At 74.8% G+C, this 18,546-nt stretch carries 17 protein-coding genes and 1 riboswitch; of the genes, 13 read left to right on the top strand and 4 right to left on the bottom strand.

The genetic code is table 11. The features are described 5' to 3' along the window. Nucleotide 1 precedes the first annotated feature (1 nt). Complete coding sequence (locus ACFWI8_RS17335; RefSeq protein ID WP_387091771.1) at nucleotides 2-883, top strand: aldo/keto reductase; 882 nt, start codon at nucleotides 2-4, stop codon at nucleotides 881-883. Nucleotides 884-929: 46 nt separating this feature from the next. On the opposite strand, the gene ACFWI8_RS17330 is transcribed toward ACFWI8_RS17335, so the two are convergent. Further along, complete coding sequence (locus tag ACFWI8_RS17330) at nucleotides 930-1,841, bottom strand: undecaprenyl-diphosphate phosphatase (RefSeq protein ID WP_387091768.1); 912 nt, start codon at nucleotides 1,839-1,841, stop codon at nucleotides 930-932. A gap of 419 nt (nucleotides 1,842-2,260) precedes the next feature. Here ACFWI8_RS17330 and tuf point away from each other — a divergent pair, with 419 nt between their 5' ends. From tuf to ACFWI8_RS17315, 3 genes are all read left to right on the top strand, one after another. Then, on the top strand, nucleotides 2,261-3,433 hold the full coding sequence (gene tuf / locus ACFWI8_RS17325; RefSeq protein WP_387091765.1) for an elongation factor Tu: 1,173 nt from the start codon (nucleotides 2,261-2,263) through the stop codon (nucleotides 3,431-3,433). A 60-nt stretch (nucleotides 3,434-3,493) separates the two neighbouring features. Beyond that, nucleotides 3,494-4,363, top strand: a complete 870-nt coding sequence (locus tag ACFWI8_RS17320) for a spermidine synthase (protein WP_387091762.1) — start codon at nucleotides 3,494-3,496, stop codon at nucleotides 4,361-4,363. Nucleotides 4,364-4,427: 64 nt separating this feature from the next. After that, a complete protein-coding gene (locus ACFWI8_RS17315) occupies nucleotides 4,428-4,901 on the top strand; it encodes a DUF4442 domain-containing protein (protein ID WP_387091759.1) in 474 nt (157 codons plus the stop codon). Between the two features lie 314 nt (nucleotides 4,902-5,215). Here ACFWI8_RS17315 and ACFWI8_RS17310 read toward each other — a convergent pair whose 3' ends face one another. Then, nucleotides 5,216-6,076 carry an EamA family transporter gene (locus ACFWI8_RS17310; RefSeq protein ID WP_387091757.1) on the bottom strand — a complete coding sequence of 287 codons (861 nt, stop codon included), beginning with the start codon at nucleotides 6,074-6,076 and terminating at the stop codon, nucleotides 5,216-5,218. 102 nt (nucleotides 6,077-6,178) lie between these two features. Here ACFWI8_RS17310 and ACFWI8_RS17305 point away from each other — a divergent pair, with 102 nt between their 5' ends. The 3 genes from ACFWI8_RS17305 (at nucleotide 6,179) to ACFWI8_RS17295 (ending at nucleotide 9,397) form a co-directional block, all read left to right on the top strand. After that, nucleotides 6,179-6,754, top strand: coding sequence for a helix-turn-helix domain-containing protein (locus tag ACFWI8_RS17305; protein WP_387091754.1), 576 nt, complete (start codon nucleotides 6,179-6,181; stop codon nucleotides 6,752-6,754). A gap of 30 nt (nucleotides 6,755-6,784) precedes the next feature. Beyond that, complete coding sequence (locus ACFWI8_RS17300) at nucleotides 6,785-7,339, top strand: YbaK/EbsC family protein (protein WP_387091751.1); 555 nt, start codon at nucleotides 6,785-6,787, stop codon at nucleotides 7,337-7,339. A gap of 87 nt (nucleotides 7,340-7,426) precedes the next feature. Continuing rightward, nucleotides 7,427-9,397, top strand: coding sequence for a hypothetical protein (locus ACFWI8_RS17295; RefSeq protein ID WP_387091748.1), 1,971 nt, complete (start codon nucleotides 7,427-7,429; stop codon nucleotides 9,395-9,397). Between the two features lie 33 nt (nucleotides 9,398-9,430). On the opposite strand, the gene ACFWI8_RS17290 is transcribed toward ACFWI8_RS17295, so the two are convergent. Together ACFWI8_RS17290 and ACFWI8_RS17285 are read right to left on the bottom strand one after the other, a co-directional pair. Beyond that, nucleotides 9,431-9,850 (bottom strand): hypothetical protein, encoded by a 420-nt coding sequence (locus ACFWI8_RS17290; RefSeq protein WP_387091745.1) that lies wholly within the window; start codon nucleotides 9,848-9,850, stop codon nucleotides 9,431-9,433. Nucleotides 9,851-9,882: 32 nt separating this feature from the next. Continuing rightward, a complete protein-coding gene (locus ACFWI8_RS17285) occupies nucleotides 9,883-11,571 on the bottom strand; it encodes a translation initiation factor 2 (RefSeq protein ID WP_387091742.1) in 1,689 nt (562 codons plus the stop codon). A gap of 107 nt (nucleotides 11,572-11,678) precedes the next feature. Between ACFWI8_RS17285 and ACFWI8_RS17280 the strand changes: the two genes are divergently transcribed. The 6 genes from ACFWI8_RS17280 to ACFWI8_RS17255 all read left to right on the top strand — a co-directional run bounded on the left by ACFWI8_RS17280 (nucleotide 11,679) and on the right by ACFWI8_RS17255 (nucleotide 18,510). Beyond that, complete coding sequence (locus tag ACFWI8_RS17280) at nucleotides 11,679-12,083, top strand: hypothetical protein (RefSeq protein ID WP_387091739.1); 405 nt, start codon at nucleotides 11,679-11,681, stop codon at nucleotides 12,081-12,083. A gap of 98 nt (nucleotides 12,084-12,181) precedes the next feature. After that, nucleotides 12,182-12,248, top strand: a riboswitch (cobalamin riboswitch). A 137-nt stretch (nucleotides 12,249-12,385) separates the two neighbouring features. Then, the gene (locus tag ACFWI8_RS17275) at nucleotides 12,386-13,405 is read left to right on the top strand and encodes a hypothetical protein (protein WP_387091736.1); all 1,020 of its coding nucleotides are present in this window, start codon (nucleotides 12,386-12,388) and stop codon (nucleotides 13,403-13,405) included. Beyond that, complete coding sequence (locus ACFWI8_RS17270; protein ID WP_387091733.1) at nucleotides 13,402-14,535, top strand: CbiQ family ECF transporter T component; 1,134 nt, start codon at nucleotides 13,402-13,404, stop codon at nucleotides 14,533-14,535. The genes ACFWI8_RS17275 and ACFWI8_RS17270 overlap by 4 nt, the downstream gene beginning before the upstream one ends. Further along, nucleotides 14,532-16,154 carry an ABC transporter ATP-binding protein gene (locus ACFWI8_RS17265; RefSeq protein ID WP_387091730.1) on the top strand — a complete coding sequence of 541 codons (1,623 nt, stop codon included), beginning with the start codon at nucleotides 14,532-14,534 and terminating at the stop codon, nucleotides 16,152-16,154. Before ACFWI8_RS17270 ends, ACFWI8_RS17265 begins: the two co-directional genes overlap by 4 nt. Further along, nucleotides 16,151-17,029, top strand: coding sequence for an ECF transporter S component (locus tag ACFWI8_RS17260; protein ID WP_387091727.1), 879 nt, complete (start codon nucleotides 16,151-16,153; stop codon nucleotides 17,027-17,029). Before ACFWI8_RS17265 ends, ACFWI8_RS17260 begins: the two co-directional genes overlap by 4 nt. Further along, nucleotides 17,026-18,510: a prenyltransferase/squalene oxidase repeat-containing protein gene (locus ACFWI8_RS17255; RefSeq protein ID WP_387091724.1), complete on the top strand. Its 1,485-nt coding sequence runs from the start codon at nucleotides 17,026-17,028 to the stop codon at nucleotides 18,508-18,510. The genes ACFWI8_RS17260 and ACFWI8_RS17255 overlap by 4 nt, the downstream gene beginning before the upstream one ends. Nucleotides 18,511-18,546 lie beyond the last annotated feature (36 nt).

The raw sequence follows: 18,546 nt of genomic DNA, 5'->3' as shown, positions 1-18,546 counted from the left end.
CATGACGACGAGCCTGACGCTGAACAACGGCGTCGACGTCCCCGCCCTCGGATTCGGGGTCTTCCAGACCCCGCCGGAGCAGACGGTCGAGGCGGTCGAGACCGCGCTGCGGATCGGGTACCGGCACATCGACACGGCCGCGGCCTACTTCAACGAACGCGAGGTCGGCGAGGGCATCCGCCGCTCCGGCCTCCGGCGCAACGACCTGTTCCTCGAGACCAAGGTCTGGATCAACGACTACGGCTACGAGGAGACCCCGCACGCGTTCCAGAAGGCCGTCGGGAAGCTCGGCGTCGACCACCTCGACCTGCTGATCCTGCACCAGCCCCTGCCGAGCGCGTTCGAGCGCACCATCGCCGCCTACCGTGCCCTGGAGCGGCTGCTGGCCGACGGCAGGGTCCGCGCCATCGGCGTCAGCAACTTCATGCCGGAGCACCTGGACCGCCTACTGGCCTCCGTCTCGGTGGTGCCGGCGGTGAACCAGATCGAGGTCCACCCCTACTTCCGCCAGTCCGAGCTGCTCGCGGTCGACGCCCGGCACGGCATCCTCTCCCAGGCGTGGTCCCCGATCGGCGGCATCACGTTCTACTTCGGCAGCGACGGCACCAGCACGCTGGACGACCCGGTCATCGCGCGCGTCGCGCGCGCCCACGGCAGGACCCCCGCGCAGGTCATGCTGCGCTGGCACCTGCAACAGGGCCGCTCCGCGATCCCCAAGTCGACCAGGCCCGAGCGCATCGCCGAGAACTTCCACGTCTTCGACTTCGAACTCACCGACGCCGAGCTGAGCGCGATCGACGGACTCGACCAGGGCGTGCGACGCGGCCCTGACCCGGACTCCATCACCCTCGCCAACTACGGTCGTGAGATCCCCGAGGCATGACGGTGGGGCACCGGATCCCGGGCGTGTCCGCTGTGCCGGGGGGCGCTCAGCCCTCCTCGGAGGTGGTGACCTCGTCGTCGCCGCCGATGCCCTCGCCGGCGTGCGGCTCCACGACCCCGAAGAAGATCAGCGCGAGCAGCACGACGCCGATGACGAGCCGGTACCAGACGAACGGCATGTAGCTGCGGGTGCTGACCCACTTCATGAACCAGGCGATGATGGCGTAGCCGACGACGAACGCGACGACCGTGGCCAGGATCGTCGGACCCCAGGAGACGTGGGAGCCCTCCTCGCCGATCGAGGTGAGCTCGTAGCCGCCGGAGGCGAGCACGGCGGGGATGGCCAGCAGGAAGGCGTACCGGGCGGCGGCCTCCCGCTTGTAGCCCAGGAAGAGGCCGCCGGTGATCGTCGCGCCCGACCTGGAGACGCCCGGCACCAGCGCCATCGCCTGGCAGAGGCCGAACAGCAGGCCGTCCCTGACACTCAGCTGGTCGAGCGACTTGCGCTCGCGGACCGCCCGGTGCCGGCCCCCCGACGCGTCGCGGGCCGCCATCCGGTCGGCGACGCCCAGGATCACGCCCAGCACGATCAGGTTCATGGCGATGAGACGCAGGTCGCGGAACGGCCCGTCGATGGCGTCCTGCAGGGTGAGGCCGAGCACGCCGATCGGGATGGTGCCGATGATCACCAGCCAGCCCATCCGCGCGTCGGGGTTCGAGCGCGCCTCCTTGTTCGTCAGCGACCGGAACCAGGCGGACACGATCCGCACGATGTCCTTGCGGAAGTAGATGAGCACCGCCAGCTCGGTGCCGATCTGCGTCACGGCGGTGAACGCGGCGCCCGGGTCCTCCCAGTCGAAGGCCACGGCGGTGAGCCGCAGATGGGCGCTGGAGGAGATCGGCAGGAACTCCGTCAGCCCCTGGACAAGCCCGAGAATGATCGATTCGAACCAAGACATGGACTCTGCGGCATCCCGGGCGTGTGAAAAAGCGGGCGACGGCAAGGATGGGCGTGGGCGCCGGACGACCCCACACCCCGTTCCCACGGCACTCTAAGCCAGAGCGCGACGCGAGCCGTAACGCGGGCCGCGAAAACCGTTCGACGGCCGGACCCCGGCGGCGCGATCATGGGCACATGTTCCGGCACGCCTTCGCTCTCGCGCCGTCCGCCCTGGCGGACGCGCCGAAGGCTGCCGTCGTCCTCCTCGCACCCCCCACCCCGGTCGCCCACCTGGACGGCGCCCGAAGCTGACCCTTCCCGGACACACCGCGGACCCCGCAGGGGGAGGGTCGGCCGGTCAGCGACGGGGTCCGCGCCCAGGCCCCGGGCCGTCAGCCCGCGCCGGGAGACCAGCCAGCAGCGAGGAAGCATCCCGCCATGCCCAAGCAGGCGTACACGCGCACCAAACCCCACCTGAACATCGGCACCATGGGCCACGTCGACCACGGCAAGACGACCCTGACCGCCGCCATCACCAAGGTGCTCAGCGACCGTGGCACCGGCTCCTTCGTCCCCTTCGACCGGATCGACAGGGCCCCGGAGGAGGCGGCGCGCGGCATCACCATCACCATCTCGCACGTCGAGTACGAGACCGGGACCAGGCACTACGCGCACGTCGACATGCCGGGCCACGCCGACTACGTCAAGAACATGATCACCGGCGCGGCCCAGCTGGACGGCGCGATCCTGGTCGTCTCGGCGCTCGACGGGGTGATGCCGCAGACCGCCGAGCACGTGTTGCTGGCCCGTCAGGTCGGCGTCGAGCACATCGTGGTGGCGCTCAACAAGGCCGACGCGGGGGACGACGAGCTGACCGACCTGGTCGAGCTCGAGGTCCGCGAGCTGCTCACCGCGCACGGCTACCCCGGTGAGCTGCTGCCCGTGGTCCGGGTCTCCGGGCTCGGCGCGCTCAACGGCGAGCCGCGCTGGACCGCCGCCATCGAGGCCCTGCTCGACGCCGTGGACACCTACGTCCCGGTGCCGGAGCGCTACCTCGACGCGCCGTTCCTGCTGCCGGTGGAGAACGTGCTCACCATCACCGGGCGCGGCACGGTCGTCACCGGCGCCGTCGAGCGCGGCACGGTGCGGCTCGGCGACCGGGTGGCGGTGCTCGGCGCGGACGTCGAGACCGTGGTCACCGGGCTCGAGACCTTCGGCAAGCCGATGGCCGAGGCCCAGGCCGGGGACAACGTGGCCCTGCTGCTGCGCGGAGTGGCGAGGGACGCGGTGCGCCGGGGGCACGTGGTGGCCCGACCGGGCAGCGTCGTGCCACGCTCCGGCTTCACGGCCGAGGTGTACCTGCTGTCGGCCGCCGAGGGCGGCCGGCGCACGGCGATCGCCACCGGCTACCGGCCGCAGTTCTACATCAGGACCGCGGACGTGGTCGGCGACATCACGCTGCCCGGCGGCGTGGCGCTGCCGGGCGAGACCGTCACCATGGCGGTCGAGCTCGGCCAGCCGGTGCCACTGGAGGCGGGCCTCGGCTTCGCCGTCCGCGAGGGCGGCCGCACCGTCGGCGCCGGCACCGTCACGGCGGTCGACGGCGCCTGACCGCGGCCGGCCCGCCGGTCCGGGAGCGCGACTCCCGGACCGGCGGGCCACAATGGGACCGTGCACGAGCCCATCCCGGACGCGCAGGACGAGCCGACACCCGTGGTCAGGGCCGTCGACCTGGGCACCGCCCGGCTGCTTCCCGACCTCGACCGGCCGCGCGCCTGGCTGCTCACCGTGGACGGCGCGCCCCAGTCCCACCTGGACCTGGACGACCCGGGCCACCTGGAGTTCGAGTACGCCAGGCGGCTCGCCCACGTGCTGGACGTGGCCGCCCCGCCCGGCGCCCCGCTCGACGTGCTGCACCTGGGCGGTGGGGCGTTCACCCTGCCCCGCTACGCGGCCTGGCGCCGGCCAGGCTCGCGCCAGCGGGTGGCCGAGGTGGACGGAGGGCTCGTCGAGCTGGTCACCGAGCGGTTGCCGCTGCCGGCGGGGTCGGGGATCGAGGTGGCGGTCGAGGACGCGGGCGCGCTGCTGGCCGCGGCGCCGACCGATTCGGCGGATGTCGTCCTGGCCGACGTCTTCCGCGGCTCCCGGATCCCCGCCCATCTCACCGGCGTCGGGCACGTCGCCGAGGCGGCCCGGGTGCTGCGACCCGGCGGCAGCTACGCCGCCAATCTCGCCGACTCCGCCCCGCTCGACTTCACCCGCGCCCAACTGGCCACGCTCCGCGTCCACTTCGCCGAGCTGTGCCTGATCGCCGAGCCCGCGGTGCTGCGCGGCCGACGCTTCGGCAACGTGGTGCTGGTCGCCTCCGACGCCCCGCTCCCGGTGGCCGAACTGACCCGAGGGGCCGCCGCCGACCCGTTTCCCGCCCGGGTGGTGCACGGCGCGGAGCTGACCCGGCTGATCGGCGACGCCGAACCGGTGCGGGCGGCCGCCGGCCTGCCCTCGCCCCGCCCGCCGTCCGGCGCCTTCGACCTGGCCTGAGCGGCCGGCCGGTACGGGCGGGCGACCCGTTCCCAGCTTCATTACTCACTGGTAACCTCATGGTATGACTGACGCCACGCCCGCCGCCGAGCCGTCCGTCGGCGAACTGCTCGCGGCCACGGTGCCCATGGTCCGGACGCTCAACCTCCAGTACGAGGAGGTCACGCCGGAGCGCGCCGTGCTCCGCCTCCCGGACCAGCCGGAGTTCGCCAACCACCTCGGCGGCCCGCACGCCGGCGCCATGTTCACGCTGGCCGAGTCCGCGAGCGGCGCCATCGTCCTGGCCGCCTTCGGCGACCAGCTGTCCCGCGCCGTGCCGCTGCCGGTCCGCGCCGACATCGCCTTCAGGAAGGTCGCCAGGGGGTCGGTGACCGCCGTCGCCACCCTGGGCCGCCCCGCCGCCGACGTCGTGGCCGAACTCGACGCCGGCCGGCGGCCCGAGTTCCCCATCACCATCGACATCACCCGCGAGGACGGCGCCGTCACCGGCGAGATGACGGTCGTCTGGACCCTCCGCCCCAACGACCCGCCGAGTTAGGGCCGCGCCTCTCGGGTGGGCTCCGTCCGGGACAGTCCGGGACGTCGCGCGGCCCTACCGCTCGGCGCCCCGCGCCGGTCAGGCTTACGGCGTGCCCCACTCGGGGCGCTCACCAGGGAGGAGAACCCATGCGTATCCGACGCGTCCTCGCCGGGGCCGCGGTCGTCGCCGCGCTCGCCGCCGGTCTCGCCGTCACGCCCGCACAGGCGGCCTCCAGCACGCAGGGCGACGTCTACTGCTGCTGACGGCCGCGCGACACCGAGCCCCCGCCGTGTATCGCGACGGGGGCTCACCCGTCGCCCGGAGCGCGACGCTCAGCCGGTCGCCAGCAGCAGCGTGCCCGTCATCGCGAGGCAGGCGCCCGCGGCCTGGACGGCGCGTAGCCGCTCGCGCAGCATGCCGCGGGCGGCGAGCGCCGTCACCACCGGGTAGAGCGAGGCCAGCATGGCGGCCACGGTCACCGGGCCGATCCGGGTGGCCAGCGCGTAGGTGGCGTTGGCCGCCACGTCGGCGAGCCCCACGAAGAGCAACGAGGGCAGGGCGGACCGCACCGCGCCCACCCCCTCCACGGGCAGCACCGGCGAGCCGCGCCGCGCGGCCACCCACAGCGCGACGCCGCCGGCCAGCACGTTGCACAGCCGCTGCGTGAACAGGGCGAGGAACAGGCCGGTCACCGTCGTAGACGCCGCGGAGATCAGTGCCAGCACCGCGCCGAAGCCGAGCGCCGACACCAGCGTCAGGCCCAGCGTCTCGCGCTGCACCGCGGCGCCGCGCAGTTGCGGACCGCCGGCCAGCACCACGCCGGCGAAGGCGACCAGCAGCCCGGTGTACTGCGCGCCGCCCGGCCGTTCCCCCTGGAGCAGCGCCACCGCGAACGGCACCACCACCGCCGTGGAGACCAGCGGCGACACCACGCCCATCGGCCCGCGCGCCAGTGCCCGGTAGAAGCACAGCAGCACCAGCGGGCCGATCAGTCCGGCCGCGACCGCGAACCACAGCCGCCAGCCGAACTCCGTCCACGCCGAGGTGGCGACCACGACGGCGCCGAGCACCACGACGGCCAGCGCCTGCGAGACCACCGTGGCGGTGAGCGCCGGGATGCGTCGCGCCAGCAGCCCGCCGCCGAAGTCGGCCAGCCCCCAGAGCAGGCTGGTGGCCAGGGCCAGGGCTACCATCGGATACCTCGCAGTGCAGTCTGATGAACATGGAGTCCGGTGCACGGTAGCTCAAAATATTGCACTGCGCCATTCAGTATATTGATCGAGAGGCCCGCGCCCGTGACCAACCTCGACCAGCTCTCCCAGTCGCTCGCCCGCAACCTGCGGCGGCTGCGCACCGAACGCGGCCTCACGCTGGACGCCCTCGCGGCCCGTGCCGGCGTCAGCCGGGGCATGCTCATCCAGATCGAACAGGCGCGGACCAACCCCAGCGTCGGCACCGTGGTGAAGGTCGGCGACGCGCTCGGTGTCAGCATCACCACGCTGCTCGACTTCGACCAGGCACCGAAGGTCCGGCTCGTCCCCGCCGAGCAGGCCGTCCGCCTGTGGTCCACGGCGGCCGGCAGCCACAGCACCCTGCTCGCCGGCACCGAGGCCCCCGGGCCGCTCGAGCTCTGGGAGTGGCGTCTCATGCCGGGGGAGAGCAGCGCCTCCGACCCCCACCCGATCGGCACCTCCGAGCTGCTGCACGTCACCTCCGGCGTGCTGACCCTGCGTCTGGACGGCGTCGACCACGAGGTGCCCGCCGGCGCCTCCGCCTCCTTCGAGTCCCACGTCGCGCACGCCTACCGCAACGACGGCACCGAACCGGTCGAGATGACCATGGCCGTCTCGGTCCCCGGCTACTCCCACTGACCCGCGCCGGGCGTGCGGTAGCGTGCCGACATGCGCCCCCCCATCGGAGACTTCGCCGACGTCCGCCCCGCCCCCGACTGCCTGGACCTGCTCGTCGAGCCGGTGGCCGCCGCCGTCCGGGACTGGCGGGGTCCGGTGCCGGCCGACGAGGTGCTCTACGTGGACACCGACCCGGAGAAGGCCGACACCGCCGTCTTCGTCGAGACCTACGGCCGGGACCTGCTCGACGCGTCCGCCAACTGCGTCGTCGTCGCCGGCAAGCGCGCCGGCGAGACCAGTCTCGCCGCCTGCCTTGTCCCCGCCACCACCCGGGTCGACGTCAACGGCGTGGTCCGCCGCCAACTCGCGGCCCGCAAGGCGTCCTTCGCGGCGCACGACACCGCCGTCGGCGCCACCGGCATGGAGTACGGCGGCATCACCCCGGTCGGGCTGCCCGCCGACTGGCCCCTGCTGCTCGACGCCGCCGTGACCGCGCTGCCGCACGTCCTCGTCGGCAGCGGCCGGCGCCGCGGCAAGCTGATCCTGCCGGGCAAGGCGCTCCTCCAACTCCCCGGCGCCGTCGTGCTGGAGGGCCTCGGCCGCTGACCGCCGCCGCGCCCTGCTCGACGGGCCCTCGTCCGGCATAGAGTTGCCCCGTCGAGAACTGGCGCGAGGCATCGGAGTCGGCCCCGGATGACGTATCAGATCCCGCCCGAGACAGTGGACTTCATCGACCGGGACGAGGAACGGGCGCGCGCCCTGCGGGCCGTGGCCGAGTGGGAGGAACCCACCAGGCCGCTGTGGATCGCGTTGAGCGGCCTCGGCGGTGTCGGAAAGACCGAGCTCGGTCTCCACCTCGCTCGCCGGCTCCGCGACCGGTTCGCCGACGGCGTCCTCTACCTCGACCTCGACGAACTGCGCCGGGACGGCGCGGTGGACGTCCTCGACGCCCTGGGCGACCTGCTCGGCCCGCTCAGCGACGGGTCCGACTGGCTGAATCTCTCGCTCAGCGCCCGCCGCCGGCAGTACTGGCGGCTGACCGAGCGGAAACGGCTGCTGGTCTTCGTCGACAACGCCCGCTACGGCAGCGAGGTACAGCCACTGCTGCCCGCCTCGGGCAGCAGTACCCTGATCGTCGCCAGTCAGGGCCCGCTGTACGACCTGCCGGACGGCGGCGGCGTCGAACTCCGGCTCGGCCCGCTCGACGACGCCCACGCCCTCCGGCTGCTGCGCAGCGTGGTGGACGATCCGCGGCTCGACGCCGAACCCGAGGAGGTCGCCCGACTGCTGCGGCTCTGCTCCGGGTTGCCGGTCGCCCTGCACGTCGCCGCCCGGCTGGTTCGCAAGCACCGCCGACGTCCGCTGGCGCGGCTGCTCACCACGTTCACCGCCGAGTTGGAGGAGCGAGGGCTGCCCATGGTCGACCAGGTGTGGGACGCCGCATACCGCGACCTCGGCCCCGAAGCCGCCCTGCTCTACCGCCTGTTGGGCGCCGCGCCCGACGCGCCCCTGTCCCCGGCGGCCGCGGCGGCCCTGCTCGGCCGGGGCACCGAGGCCGCCGAGGAGGCCATCGAGGAGCTGGAGATCGCCGGGCTGCTCGAACCACGCGGCGACCACAAGCGCGTGCCCGGGCCCCTGCGCGCGCACGCCAGGCGGCGCGCCCGGCACGACGCCGACGAGGACCAACTCGCCCAGGCCCGCCGGCGGATCGTCCGCTGGTACCTGCGCCAGGCGCAACGCGCGGACCTGCTCGCGGCCGGCAGCCGACTGACCCTGGGCGAACCGGTCCCCGCACTGCCGGACGCTCCCGACGTCGACTTCGGGCCCGGGGACACCGCCAGAACGCGTGCCCTGCGCTGGCTGGAGGAGGAGCGGCACGCGCTGTACGCCGGCGTCCGCCTCGCCCACGAGCACGGACTCGACGCCGAGGCATGGGCGTTGTGCGAGCCGCTGTGGACCCACTTCCTCGACCACAAGCGCTACGCGGACACCGTCGACGCCTTCCGCACCGGAGTCGTCGCGGCCCAGCGCGCCGGCCACGTGCCGGCGCTGATCCGGATGCGGTGCCAGCTGGCCAGAGCGCTGTGGGAGCGTGGCGACGTGTCGGAGGCGGGCGAGGAGATGACGCGCGCCGGGACGGCGACCGCCGCCCTGGGCGACAGCGCCCCCGAGCGTAAGCTCGCCGCCTCCGTCCGCGAGTTCACCGGATCACTCCGCTCCGTCGGCGGCGACTGGGCCGGCGCGGCCGAGGAGTTCGAGGCGGCACGACAGGCCCACCTGGCGATCGGCAACCGCTACGGCGCGGCGCTCCAGACCTACCGGCTCGGCGAGGCCCTGGCCCAGCTCGGCGAACTCGACCGCGCCGCCGAGCTGTTGGCCGCCGCCCACGAGGCGATGGCGGGAGAGCTCGGGCGCCCGCGGATGGCCGCCCGCACCGGCTTCGCACTCGCCGGCGTGCTGCGTCGGCGCGGCCGGCTCGACGCGGCGCGCGCGCTGTACGAGGAGTCGCTGGCCGCTGCCAGGGCACGCGGCTCCAGCTATGACGAGGCACGTGTCCTGGACGCGCTCGGCGAGCTGGCCGAGGAGGCGGGCGAGGAGGCGGCGGCCGCCGAACACCGCGAGCTGGCCCACGCCATCCGCCGACGCAACGGCGTCGACGGCTGAGCGCCGCGGGCGGAGCCGGCCGCGCGAGAGCGCTCAGGAACCGGCCGACGGTCGGTCGACGAGGCCGTCGAGGACCGGCGGCCGGTAGCTCGGGCCCTTCAGCACCTTGCCGTCGGCCCGGCGGAGAACCCGGCCGTCCGCGTCGAGCTTGCTCATGTTGGACCGGTGGACCTCGACGAAGACGGCCGGCAGGTCGATGCCCAGCGCGTCCGCGGCGCCGTAGGTGACGTAGAGGACGTCTGCCAGTTCCTTGGCCACCGCCCGGTACGCGGCGAGCGGGTCGTCGCCGGTTCGCAGGGCCTCCGCGAGCTCGGTGAGGGCCTCGGCGGCCTCGCGCGCCTCCTCGGTCAGCAACGTCCGGCGATGCTCCGCCAGTTCGGGGTGTTCGGCCCGAGCCCCACCATCGAACACCTCGCGGAACTCGGCGACTCGTCGCATCGGCTCATGGTCCATGCCCTGAGCCTAGGCCCGGTCCGCGCGGTTCCTCAGGGCCCGGCCCACACCGTCCGTGCCAGCTCCGCCGGCGTCGCGGGGGCGAGCCGTACCCGGGTCGCGCGGTCCGCTGTCACACAGGTGAACTCCGTGGGCGGGGCCGGTCGCCAGGTGTGCAGGGCGCAGAGCACCGCGGCGGGGTCCGGGAGGTACGCCGTGCCGTCCTGGCGGCTCTGCTCGATCCTGGCCGCCAACGGCGGACCCGATCGGAAGGCCAGCAGGCAGAGTTCAGGGGAGAGGACGATCCCGGCCGTCCGGCAGGACGGATGGTCCGCGAGGGTGTCGAGGAGCCAGCGCTCGGCGCTGCGGCCCTCGGCGTGCGGCGCGGGCTCGCCCGGCGACCGGCGGTAGAGCAGCCCCGCCGTCTCCTCGTGTCGCCGGCCCGCCAAGCCGGACTCGGCGGCGAGGAAGTGGCCGTCAGGTCCGACCCGGTCGGGAAAGCGCTCGACCCGCACCTCGGTCCCGCTGATCCGGGTCCGGACGGCGAAGGCACCTGGCCCCCCGGCAGGCCGCGCGGGAACGGGCAGGAGTCGGGGGACGGCGGGCCACGCGGGCGGATCGAGCCCGAGCAGCGGGTAGACGCTCGCCCGGAGCCGCGCCAGCGCTTCGTGGTGGTGGGCGAACGCCAGTCCGGTGCGGGCGCGGGCCGCCCCGGGACGATGGCCCGCGAGGGCCGCGCCGACGCTGTCCGGGCCCGCGAACCGCAGGCTGCCGGCGAGCAGTTCGGCCGTCGGGCTGCCGGGTATCAGCTCCTGGCCGCCGTCGTAGGCGGCGATGACGGGCCGGTCGAGCGCGGCCGCGTAGAGCGCCGTGGACCCGTGGTCGGTGATCACGACGTCGGCGGCGACCAGCACCGAGGCCCACTCCTCGTGTGGCTCGGCCAGCACCAGCCCCGCGTCGAGCGCCGGACGCAGCGGCTCGGCGAACTGGAGCGCGCCCCGCTCACTGTGCTCGTTGGGGTGCGCGACCAGGGCCAGCTGGTAGGCGTCGTACGGCAGGGTGGCCAGCAGCTCGGCGGGCAACGAGGGCCGGCGTCGGAGCAGGGACTCGGGACCCCAGGTCGACGTGATGACGACGAGCCGGCGCCCACCGGTGCCGAGAGCGGCCCGGAACCGGGGACGCAGGACGGCGGACTCCAGTATCCGCTCCAGCGTCGGGTCGCCGGTGACCGTCGTCACGGTCGCCGCCGCCCGGCTCTCGACCGCCAGCCGGTCGACCTGACTGGGGTGGGCCAGCGCGTGCAGCGCGGCGATCGGCCGGCCGCGGGACGTCAGGTACGTCCGGTCGAGCCCGGAGGGCGCGCCGCCGGAGCCCTCGCCCGGGAAGGCCTTGCCGTAGCCGGCACCGTGGGGGAGCAGGACCAGGGGGCCGTGGAGCTCGCTCAGTTCGCCCTTCGGGCTGGCCGCGACGACCAGGTCGAACGCCCGCCCGCGGGCCTCGTCCCACGGGATGGTGCGCCCCCCGGCGCGTCCGACGGCGGCCAGTGCCCCGATGCCGAACTCGGAGCCGGGGACCAGGGTGAAGTACCGCTCGACCCGGTCGTCACCCTCGAAGACCGGGAGCACGTCGAGCAGTCGGTGCAGTGCCACCGCGGATCGCGCGGCGAACAGCACCGACCTCCGCGTCGCCTGTCGCCTGTCGCCCGTCGCCCGTCGCCCGTCGCCCGTCGCCCAAGTATCCATACTAATCTTCAGAGTTGGGGTTCGTGCGCCGTTTTCGCAGTTCAGCGAGGTGATCTGGGCGTCGTCCGGCGGCATGGGCCGATCGTACCGGGGAAGGAAGAGGGGCCATGAGCGAGTGGGGAATCGCGCTGATCGCCGCCGCGGCGGCCGTCGCCGGCAGTCTCGTCACCGGCTGGTTCGCCCGCAGCGCGGGCGAACGGCAGGCGGCGGCGATGGTCGCCACGGTCCGGATGTCGATCGCCGAGCAGCGGTCCGTCCGGATGCTCGAACAGCGACGCGTCACCTATCTGCGGTTCCTGGAAGCCGCCGAGGGCCGGGCCACCGACCGGGCGGCACTGCGCCGGGCGTTCGACGCGGTGACGCTCGAAGGACCGACCGAGGTCGCCGAGTCCGCGCGGACGCTGGTCGACCGGCTGCGCGGCGAGCGCTCGCTCGACGAGATCGCCCAGGCCCGCGCCGCGTTCGTGGCGGCCGCGGGAAAGGCGCTGCGGCCGCTCGACGATGAGGCGTAGACCACCCCTGGACGGCTGGTCAGGGGTGCGAATTGGCCTTATCCTGAGGGACGATTCCGCCCGGGGGCGGATGGACAACTCCATGCGGGCACAACCGAGGGAAGCCGGTGGAATTCCGGCACTGACCTGCAACCGTGAACGGCGCGAAGCGTCGTGAGTCGGATCGCTCGGCGTGCCCGCGGACAGCTTCTCACTGTCACGGTCTGCAGAGTGGAAGCCTGATGCGCCGCCACAGCCGATCGGTTCGCCGCGCGTCGGTTCCGTGAGGGAGGCCTTGGCGGTCTCTCATCGAAAGGGACACGATGCCCCGCGCCGGAGTCCGCGCAGCCGTCCTGGCGGCGCTGCTCGCCATGCTGACGGCGTTCCTGCCCGCCGGCGCCCACGCCGCGGGGCCCACCCTCGCCGGCACCGCCGGATTCTGCCCCGACGCGAGCGGCGTGACCGTGGTCGTCGACTTCCGTGAGCTCGGCGGCGGCCGGGTGGTGCGATGCGCCCCCGGCGGCCAGTCCGACGGTCTCGCGGCGCTGCGCAACGCCGGGTTCGAGGTGAGCGGCACCAGCCGCTGGGGCGACGCCTTCGTCTGCCGGATCAACGACCGTCCCGGCACGGACCGGGAGCCCTGCGTGGACACCCCGCCGGCCGACGCCTACTGGTCCTACTGGCACGCGGAGAACGGCGGTGAGTGGACCTACAGCCAGCTCGGCGCCAGCTACCGCACCCCACCGGAGGGCAGCTTCGAGGGCTGGTCCTTCTCGCTCGACCGGGAGAGCGGCGACTCCCCGGCACCCGGCGTCGCGCCCCTGCGCCCGGCAGGGGAGGACGAGACGGGCGGCGGCTCGTCGGGCGGCGGCGGGTCGGGCGGCGGTTCCTCGACCGGAGGCGACTCCGGCGGCACCGGCGGCGGTTCGGCGAGCGCGGGCACCGGCGGCTCCGGCGGCCAGGACGGCGGCGGCGCCACCACCGGCGGCACCGGTGGACAGGCCGAGACGGACCCGGGCGACGACGCCACCCCGCCTACGGAGGACGCGGACGACCAGCGGCCGGACGGGGAAGAAGCGGAGGACGAGGAGCGGCGGGACGCCGAGGCGGACGCCGCCGAGGACGACGAGCGCACCGAGGCGACACCCGGCCCCGCCCCCAGCGAGGCCGCCGACTGGAGCGGCCAGGACGAGGAGTTCGAGGAGGACCGCGCCGCCCCGGAGTCCTCCGGCCCCTCCGTCTCGACCATCGCCACCCTCGGTCTGCTGGCCGCCCTGGTGGCCGCCGGCGGCCTGGCCGCCTGGCGCAGACGCCGCGCCGCCCGAACGGCCGGCGAGCAGTGAGCGCGGGCCTCCTGGACCGCGCCGCCACCACACTGCCCCGCGCCCTGCACCCGGGCGCCTGGTGGCTGTGGGCCCTCGGCCTCGCGATAGCCGCCAGCCGCACCACCAACCCGCTGCTGCTCGCCCTGGTGCTGGCCGTCGCCGGCTACGTGGTGGTGCGGCGCCGCACCGACGCCCCCTGGGCGCTGTCCTTCCGGATGTACCTGCTCTTCGGCGCCTTCATCGTCGTCATGCGCGTGCTGTTCCGGATCGTGTTCGGCGGCGGTCAGGGCGGGACGGTCCTCTTCACCCTGCCCGAGATACCGCTGCCCGAGGCCGCCGCCGGCATCCGGCTGCTCGGCCCGGTCAGCGCCGAGGAGGTGCTCGGCGGGGCCTACGACGGGCTGCAACTGGCCACCATGGTCGTGTGCGTCGGCGCCGCCAACGCCCTGGCCAACCCCAAGCGACTGCTGAAGTCGCTGCCCGGCGCGCTGCACGAGGTGGGGACCTCCGTGGTGGTCGCCCTCTCCGTCGCGCCGCAACTCGTCGAGAGCGTCCAGCGGGTGCGCCGCGCCCGGCGGCTGCGCGGCGCGGGAGAGCGCGGCACGGCGGCACTGCGCGGCATCGTCGTCCCGGTGCTCGAGGACGCGCTCAGCCGCTCGCTCGCCCTCGCCGCCGCCATGGCCTCCCGCGGCTACGGCCGTACCGGCGACACGCCGCCGCGCGTCAGGCTGGTCGTCGGCACCCTGGTCATCGCCGGGCTGCTGGGCATCAGCGCCGGTCTCTACGGGCTGCTGGACAGCGCGGCCCCGCGCTACCTGGGCCTGCCGCTGCTGCTGGCCGGGGCCGGCGTCGCGGTGTTCGGCTTCCTGCTCGGCGGCCGCCGCGTGCGGCGCAGCAACTACCGGCCCGACCGCTGGCGGGCCGGTGAACTGCTCACCGCCGCCGCCGGGGTGACCACGGCCGCGCTGATGTTCCTGTCCTCCCGGGTGGACCCGGCCAACCTCTACCCCTCGCTCAGCCCGCTCGGCTGGCCCGAGGTCTCGCCGCTGCCGGTCGTCGCCGTGCTCGTCGGCCTGCTGCCCGCCGTCCTGGCCCCGCCACCACCGACCAACCAGCCCGCGCCCCCTCCAGGAAAGGCCCCGGCGTGATCACGTTCCACGAGGTGTCCTTCACCTACCCGGACGCCGAGCGGCCCACCCTGCGCGACGTCGACCTGGACATCGGCGAGGGCGAACTCTGCCTCGTCACCGGCCGCACCGGCACCGGCAAGTCGACGCTGCTGGGCGCCGTCAACGGCCTGGTGCCCCGGTTCACCGGAGGCACCCTGCGCGGCACGGTCACCGTCGCCGGGCAGCGCACCGACGCCGCGGCGCCCCAGGAGTTCGCGCATCTCGTCGGCGTCGTCGGCCAGGACCCGCTCGCCGGCTTCGTCACGGACACCGTCGAGGAGGAGCTCGCCTACGGCATGGAACAGTTGGCCATCGACCCGGGCACCATGCGCAAGCGGGTCGAGGAGACCCTCGACCTGCTGGGCATCGCCGAGCTGCGGCACCGGCCGCTGCGCACGCTCTCGGGCGGCCAGCAGCAGCGGGTGGCGATCGGCTCGGTGCTCACCACCCACCCCGCCGTGCTCGTCCTCGACGAGCCCACCTCGGCGCTCGACCCCACCGCGGCCGAGGAGGTGCTGGCCGCCGTGCTGCGCCTCGTGCACGACCTCGGCACCACCGTGCTGATCGCCGAACACCGCATGGAGCGCGTGCTGCAGTACGCCGACCGGCTGCTGCACCTCGCCGGCGACGGCGCCGTGCGCGACGGCGAGCCGGCCGAGCTGATGGCCGACTCCGACGTCGCGCCGCCCGTGGTCCAGTTGGGCCGCGTCGCCGGCTGGCGGCCGCTGCCGCTCTCCGTGCGGGACGCCCGCCGGCACGCGCCCGCGCTGCGCCGCCGCCTCGAAGGCCACCTGCCGCCCGCCCCGGAACCGGCCGGCGGCGAGCGCGAACCCGCCCTGGACGCCCACCGGATCACCGTCACCTACGGCTCCGCGGTCGCCGTCCGCGAGGTCGACCTGACGCTGTGGCCGGGCGAGGTCGCCGCGCTGATGGGGCGCAACGGCTCGGGCAAGTCGTCGCTGCTGTGGGCCCTCCAGGGCTCGGGACCGCGCCGCTCCGGCAGCGTCACGGTCGCGGGCACCGACCCCGGCCAGGCCGGCGCGCGGCGTGCCAGGGAACTCGTCGGCCTCGTGCCGCAGAGCGCCGCCGACCTGCTGTACCTGCAGACCGTGGCCGCCGAGTGCGCCCAGGCCGACCGCGAGTCGGCCGCCACCTCGGGCACCTGCCGCGCGCTGCTCGACCGTCTCGCGCCCGGCATACCGGACGACCGCCACCCCCGTGACCTCTCCGAGGGGCAGCGACTCGCCCTCGTGCTCGCCGTCCAACTCACCGCCGCGCCGCGGGTGATGCTCCTCGACGAGCCGACCAGGGGCCTGGACTACCACGCCAAGCGGCACTTCGGCCGGGTGGTGCGCGAACTCGCCGACGAGGGCCATGCGGTGCTGATCGCCACCCACGACGTGGAGTTCGTGGCGGCCACCGCGGACCGGGTCGCCGTCCTCGGCGAGGGCGAACTGGTCGCCGACGGCCCCACCGCCGACGTCGTCTGTGCCTCGCCCGCCTTCGCCCCGCAGGTCGCCAAGATCCTGCGCCCGCTGCCCTGGCTCACCCCCGAGCAGGTCGCCCACGCGCTCACCCTCCAGGAGGCGGCCGGATGACCGACCAGCAGCCGTCGACCACCCGCCGCGCCACCGCGCTGCGCGTCGGCCCCCGGGCCGCCGCCGTGCTGGCACTGGCCAGCCTGATCGGGCTCGCCATGTTCTGCTGGCCGCTGCTCTCCCCGCCCGAGCCGCAGGCCATGGCGCACGCCGGGCACGCGCCGCTGCTGTTCGTGCTGCTGCTGCCGGTGGTGCTCGCCGTGGTGCTCGCCGAGTTCTCCGAGGGCGGCATCGACCCCAAGACCCTCGCCCTGCTCGGCGTGCTGGCCGCCGTCAACGCCGCGCTGCGCCCGCTGGGCGCCGGCACCGCCGGGATCGAGACGGTGTTCTTCGTGCTCATCCTCGCCGGCCGGGTCTTCGGCCCGGGCTTCGGCTTCGCCCTGGGCGCCGTCTCGCTCTTCGCCTCCGCGCTGCTGACCGCCGGCGTCGGCCCCTGGCTGCCGTTCCAGATGATGGCCGCCGGCTGGGTGGGACTCGGCGCCGGGCTGCTGCCGCGCCGCCCCACCGGCCGGGCCGAGATCGCGCTGCTCGCCGGCTACGGGATGCTGGCCGCCTACGCGTTCGGGCTGCTGATGAACCTCTGGTTCTGGCCCTACGCCACCGGCCCCGACACCCAGCTGTCCGTCGACCCCGAGGCCGGCGTCCCGGAGAACCTGCACACCTTCGTCCTCTACACCCTGGCGACCTCCGCCTTCGGCTGGGACACCGGCCGTGCCCTGACCAACGCCGTCGCCGTCGTGGTCCTCGGGCCCGCCGTGCTCACCACGCTGCGCCGGGCGGCCCGGCGCGCCGCGTTCGACGCCCCCGTCACCTTCACCCCCGCATCCGCATCCGCGCCGCACCGCGCACACCACGAAGGAGCACTCAGCCGATGAGTCCGACGAGCCCGACGAGCAGGAGACCGGCGGCCAGACTCGCGCTGGCCGGAGCACTCATGGCCGGCGCCATGACGCTGCCGGCGGCGAACGCGGCCGCCGACGCCCTGCCCGAGCTGCGCGACCCGGCGGCCGCCGCCGCGACCTGGGCCGCCGGCCGGCTCACCGAGGGCACCCACGCGGGCGGCGACCACGGCCTGACCGCCGACATCGTGCTCGGGCTCGCCGCCTCCGGCACCGCGGGCGACACCGCGGACCGGGCCACCGACTGGCTGGCGGAGAACGCCGCCGACTACATCACCCGGGGCGGCGGCGAGGGCACCGTCTTCGCCGGCGGCGCCGCCAAGCTCGCCCTGGTCGCGGCCGTCGAACACCGCGACCCGCGCGACTTCGGCGGCCAGGACCTGACCGCGACCCTGCTCGGCCGCCTCCAGGACACCGGCCGCTTCACCGACGCGGGAACGACCGGCGACATGTCCAACCAGTTCTCCCAGTCCCTGGCCGTGCTCGCCCTGGAGCGTACCGGCGACGTGCCGGACTCCGCCGTGGACTTCCTCGCCTCCACCCGCTGCGCCGACGGCGGCTATCCGCTCTCGCTGCGCCGCAACCCCGACCGCTGCACCTCCGACACCGACAGCACCGGCATGGCCGTGCAGGCGCTGCTCGCGGTGGGCAGCACCGCGGACGCGGAGCCCGCGCTCGACTGGCTGGAGGGCCGGCAGCGCGAGGACGGCGGCTTCGGCTACGACGCCGCGAGCGCCCCCAACGCCAACTCCACGGCCCTGGCCGTCCAGGCCCTGGCCGCCGGCGGCCGGGAGGACGCGGCCAGGCGCGGCGAGACCTGGCTGCGTTCGGTGCAGGTCGGCTGCGCCGGCGCGGCGGCCGACCGGGGCGCCGTCGGCTACACGGAGCCCGTCGCCAACGGGCTGGCGCTGCGCGCCACGGCCCAGGCGATACCAGCGCTGGCCGGCCAGGCGCTCGGCGAGATCGACGGCGCCTCCTCCGCGCCCGACACCGAGCCCATCGACTGCACCCCGGACGACGGCTCCGCCGGCGCCACCACCGGCCAGCCGGGCGCGGGCGGCGCGGCGAACGGCGCCGACGCGGACGGCGCCGCGAACGGCAACACCAGCGACGGCGCCACGGCGAACGGCGCGGACGCCGGCGCCACCTCGGGCACGACGACCGCCAGCGCCACCACGGACGGAGCGGCGACAGACGGCACGACCGACGGCGGCACCACCGACGGAACCACCGCCACCGGCGGCGCCAGTGACGGCACCACGGGCGGCTCCACCAGCACGGGCACCACCACCTCCGGCGCCACCACCAGCACCACCACGACCGGCACCGGCCCCGACGGGAACCTCGCGGACACCGGCTCGTCCTCCGCCCGCCCCCTGATGGCCGCCGCCGCGCTGTTCCTGCTCGCCGGCTGCGCCGCCTACCTGATCGCGCGCCGCCGCCGCGGCAACACCTGAGCCGCCCGCGACAGTCGGGCCCGCACACCACCACCA

The organism is Streptomyces sp. NPDC127098, assembly GCF_042722465.1.
GTDB classification, from domain to species: domain Bacteria; phylum Actinomycetota; class Actinomycetes; order Streptomycetales; family Streptomycetaceae; genus Streptomyces; species Streptomyces millisiae.
Note: the sequence above shows the minus strand (reverse complement) of the source record. Positions and strands in the feature narration are given on the sequence as shown.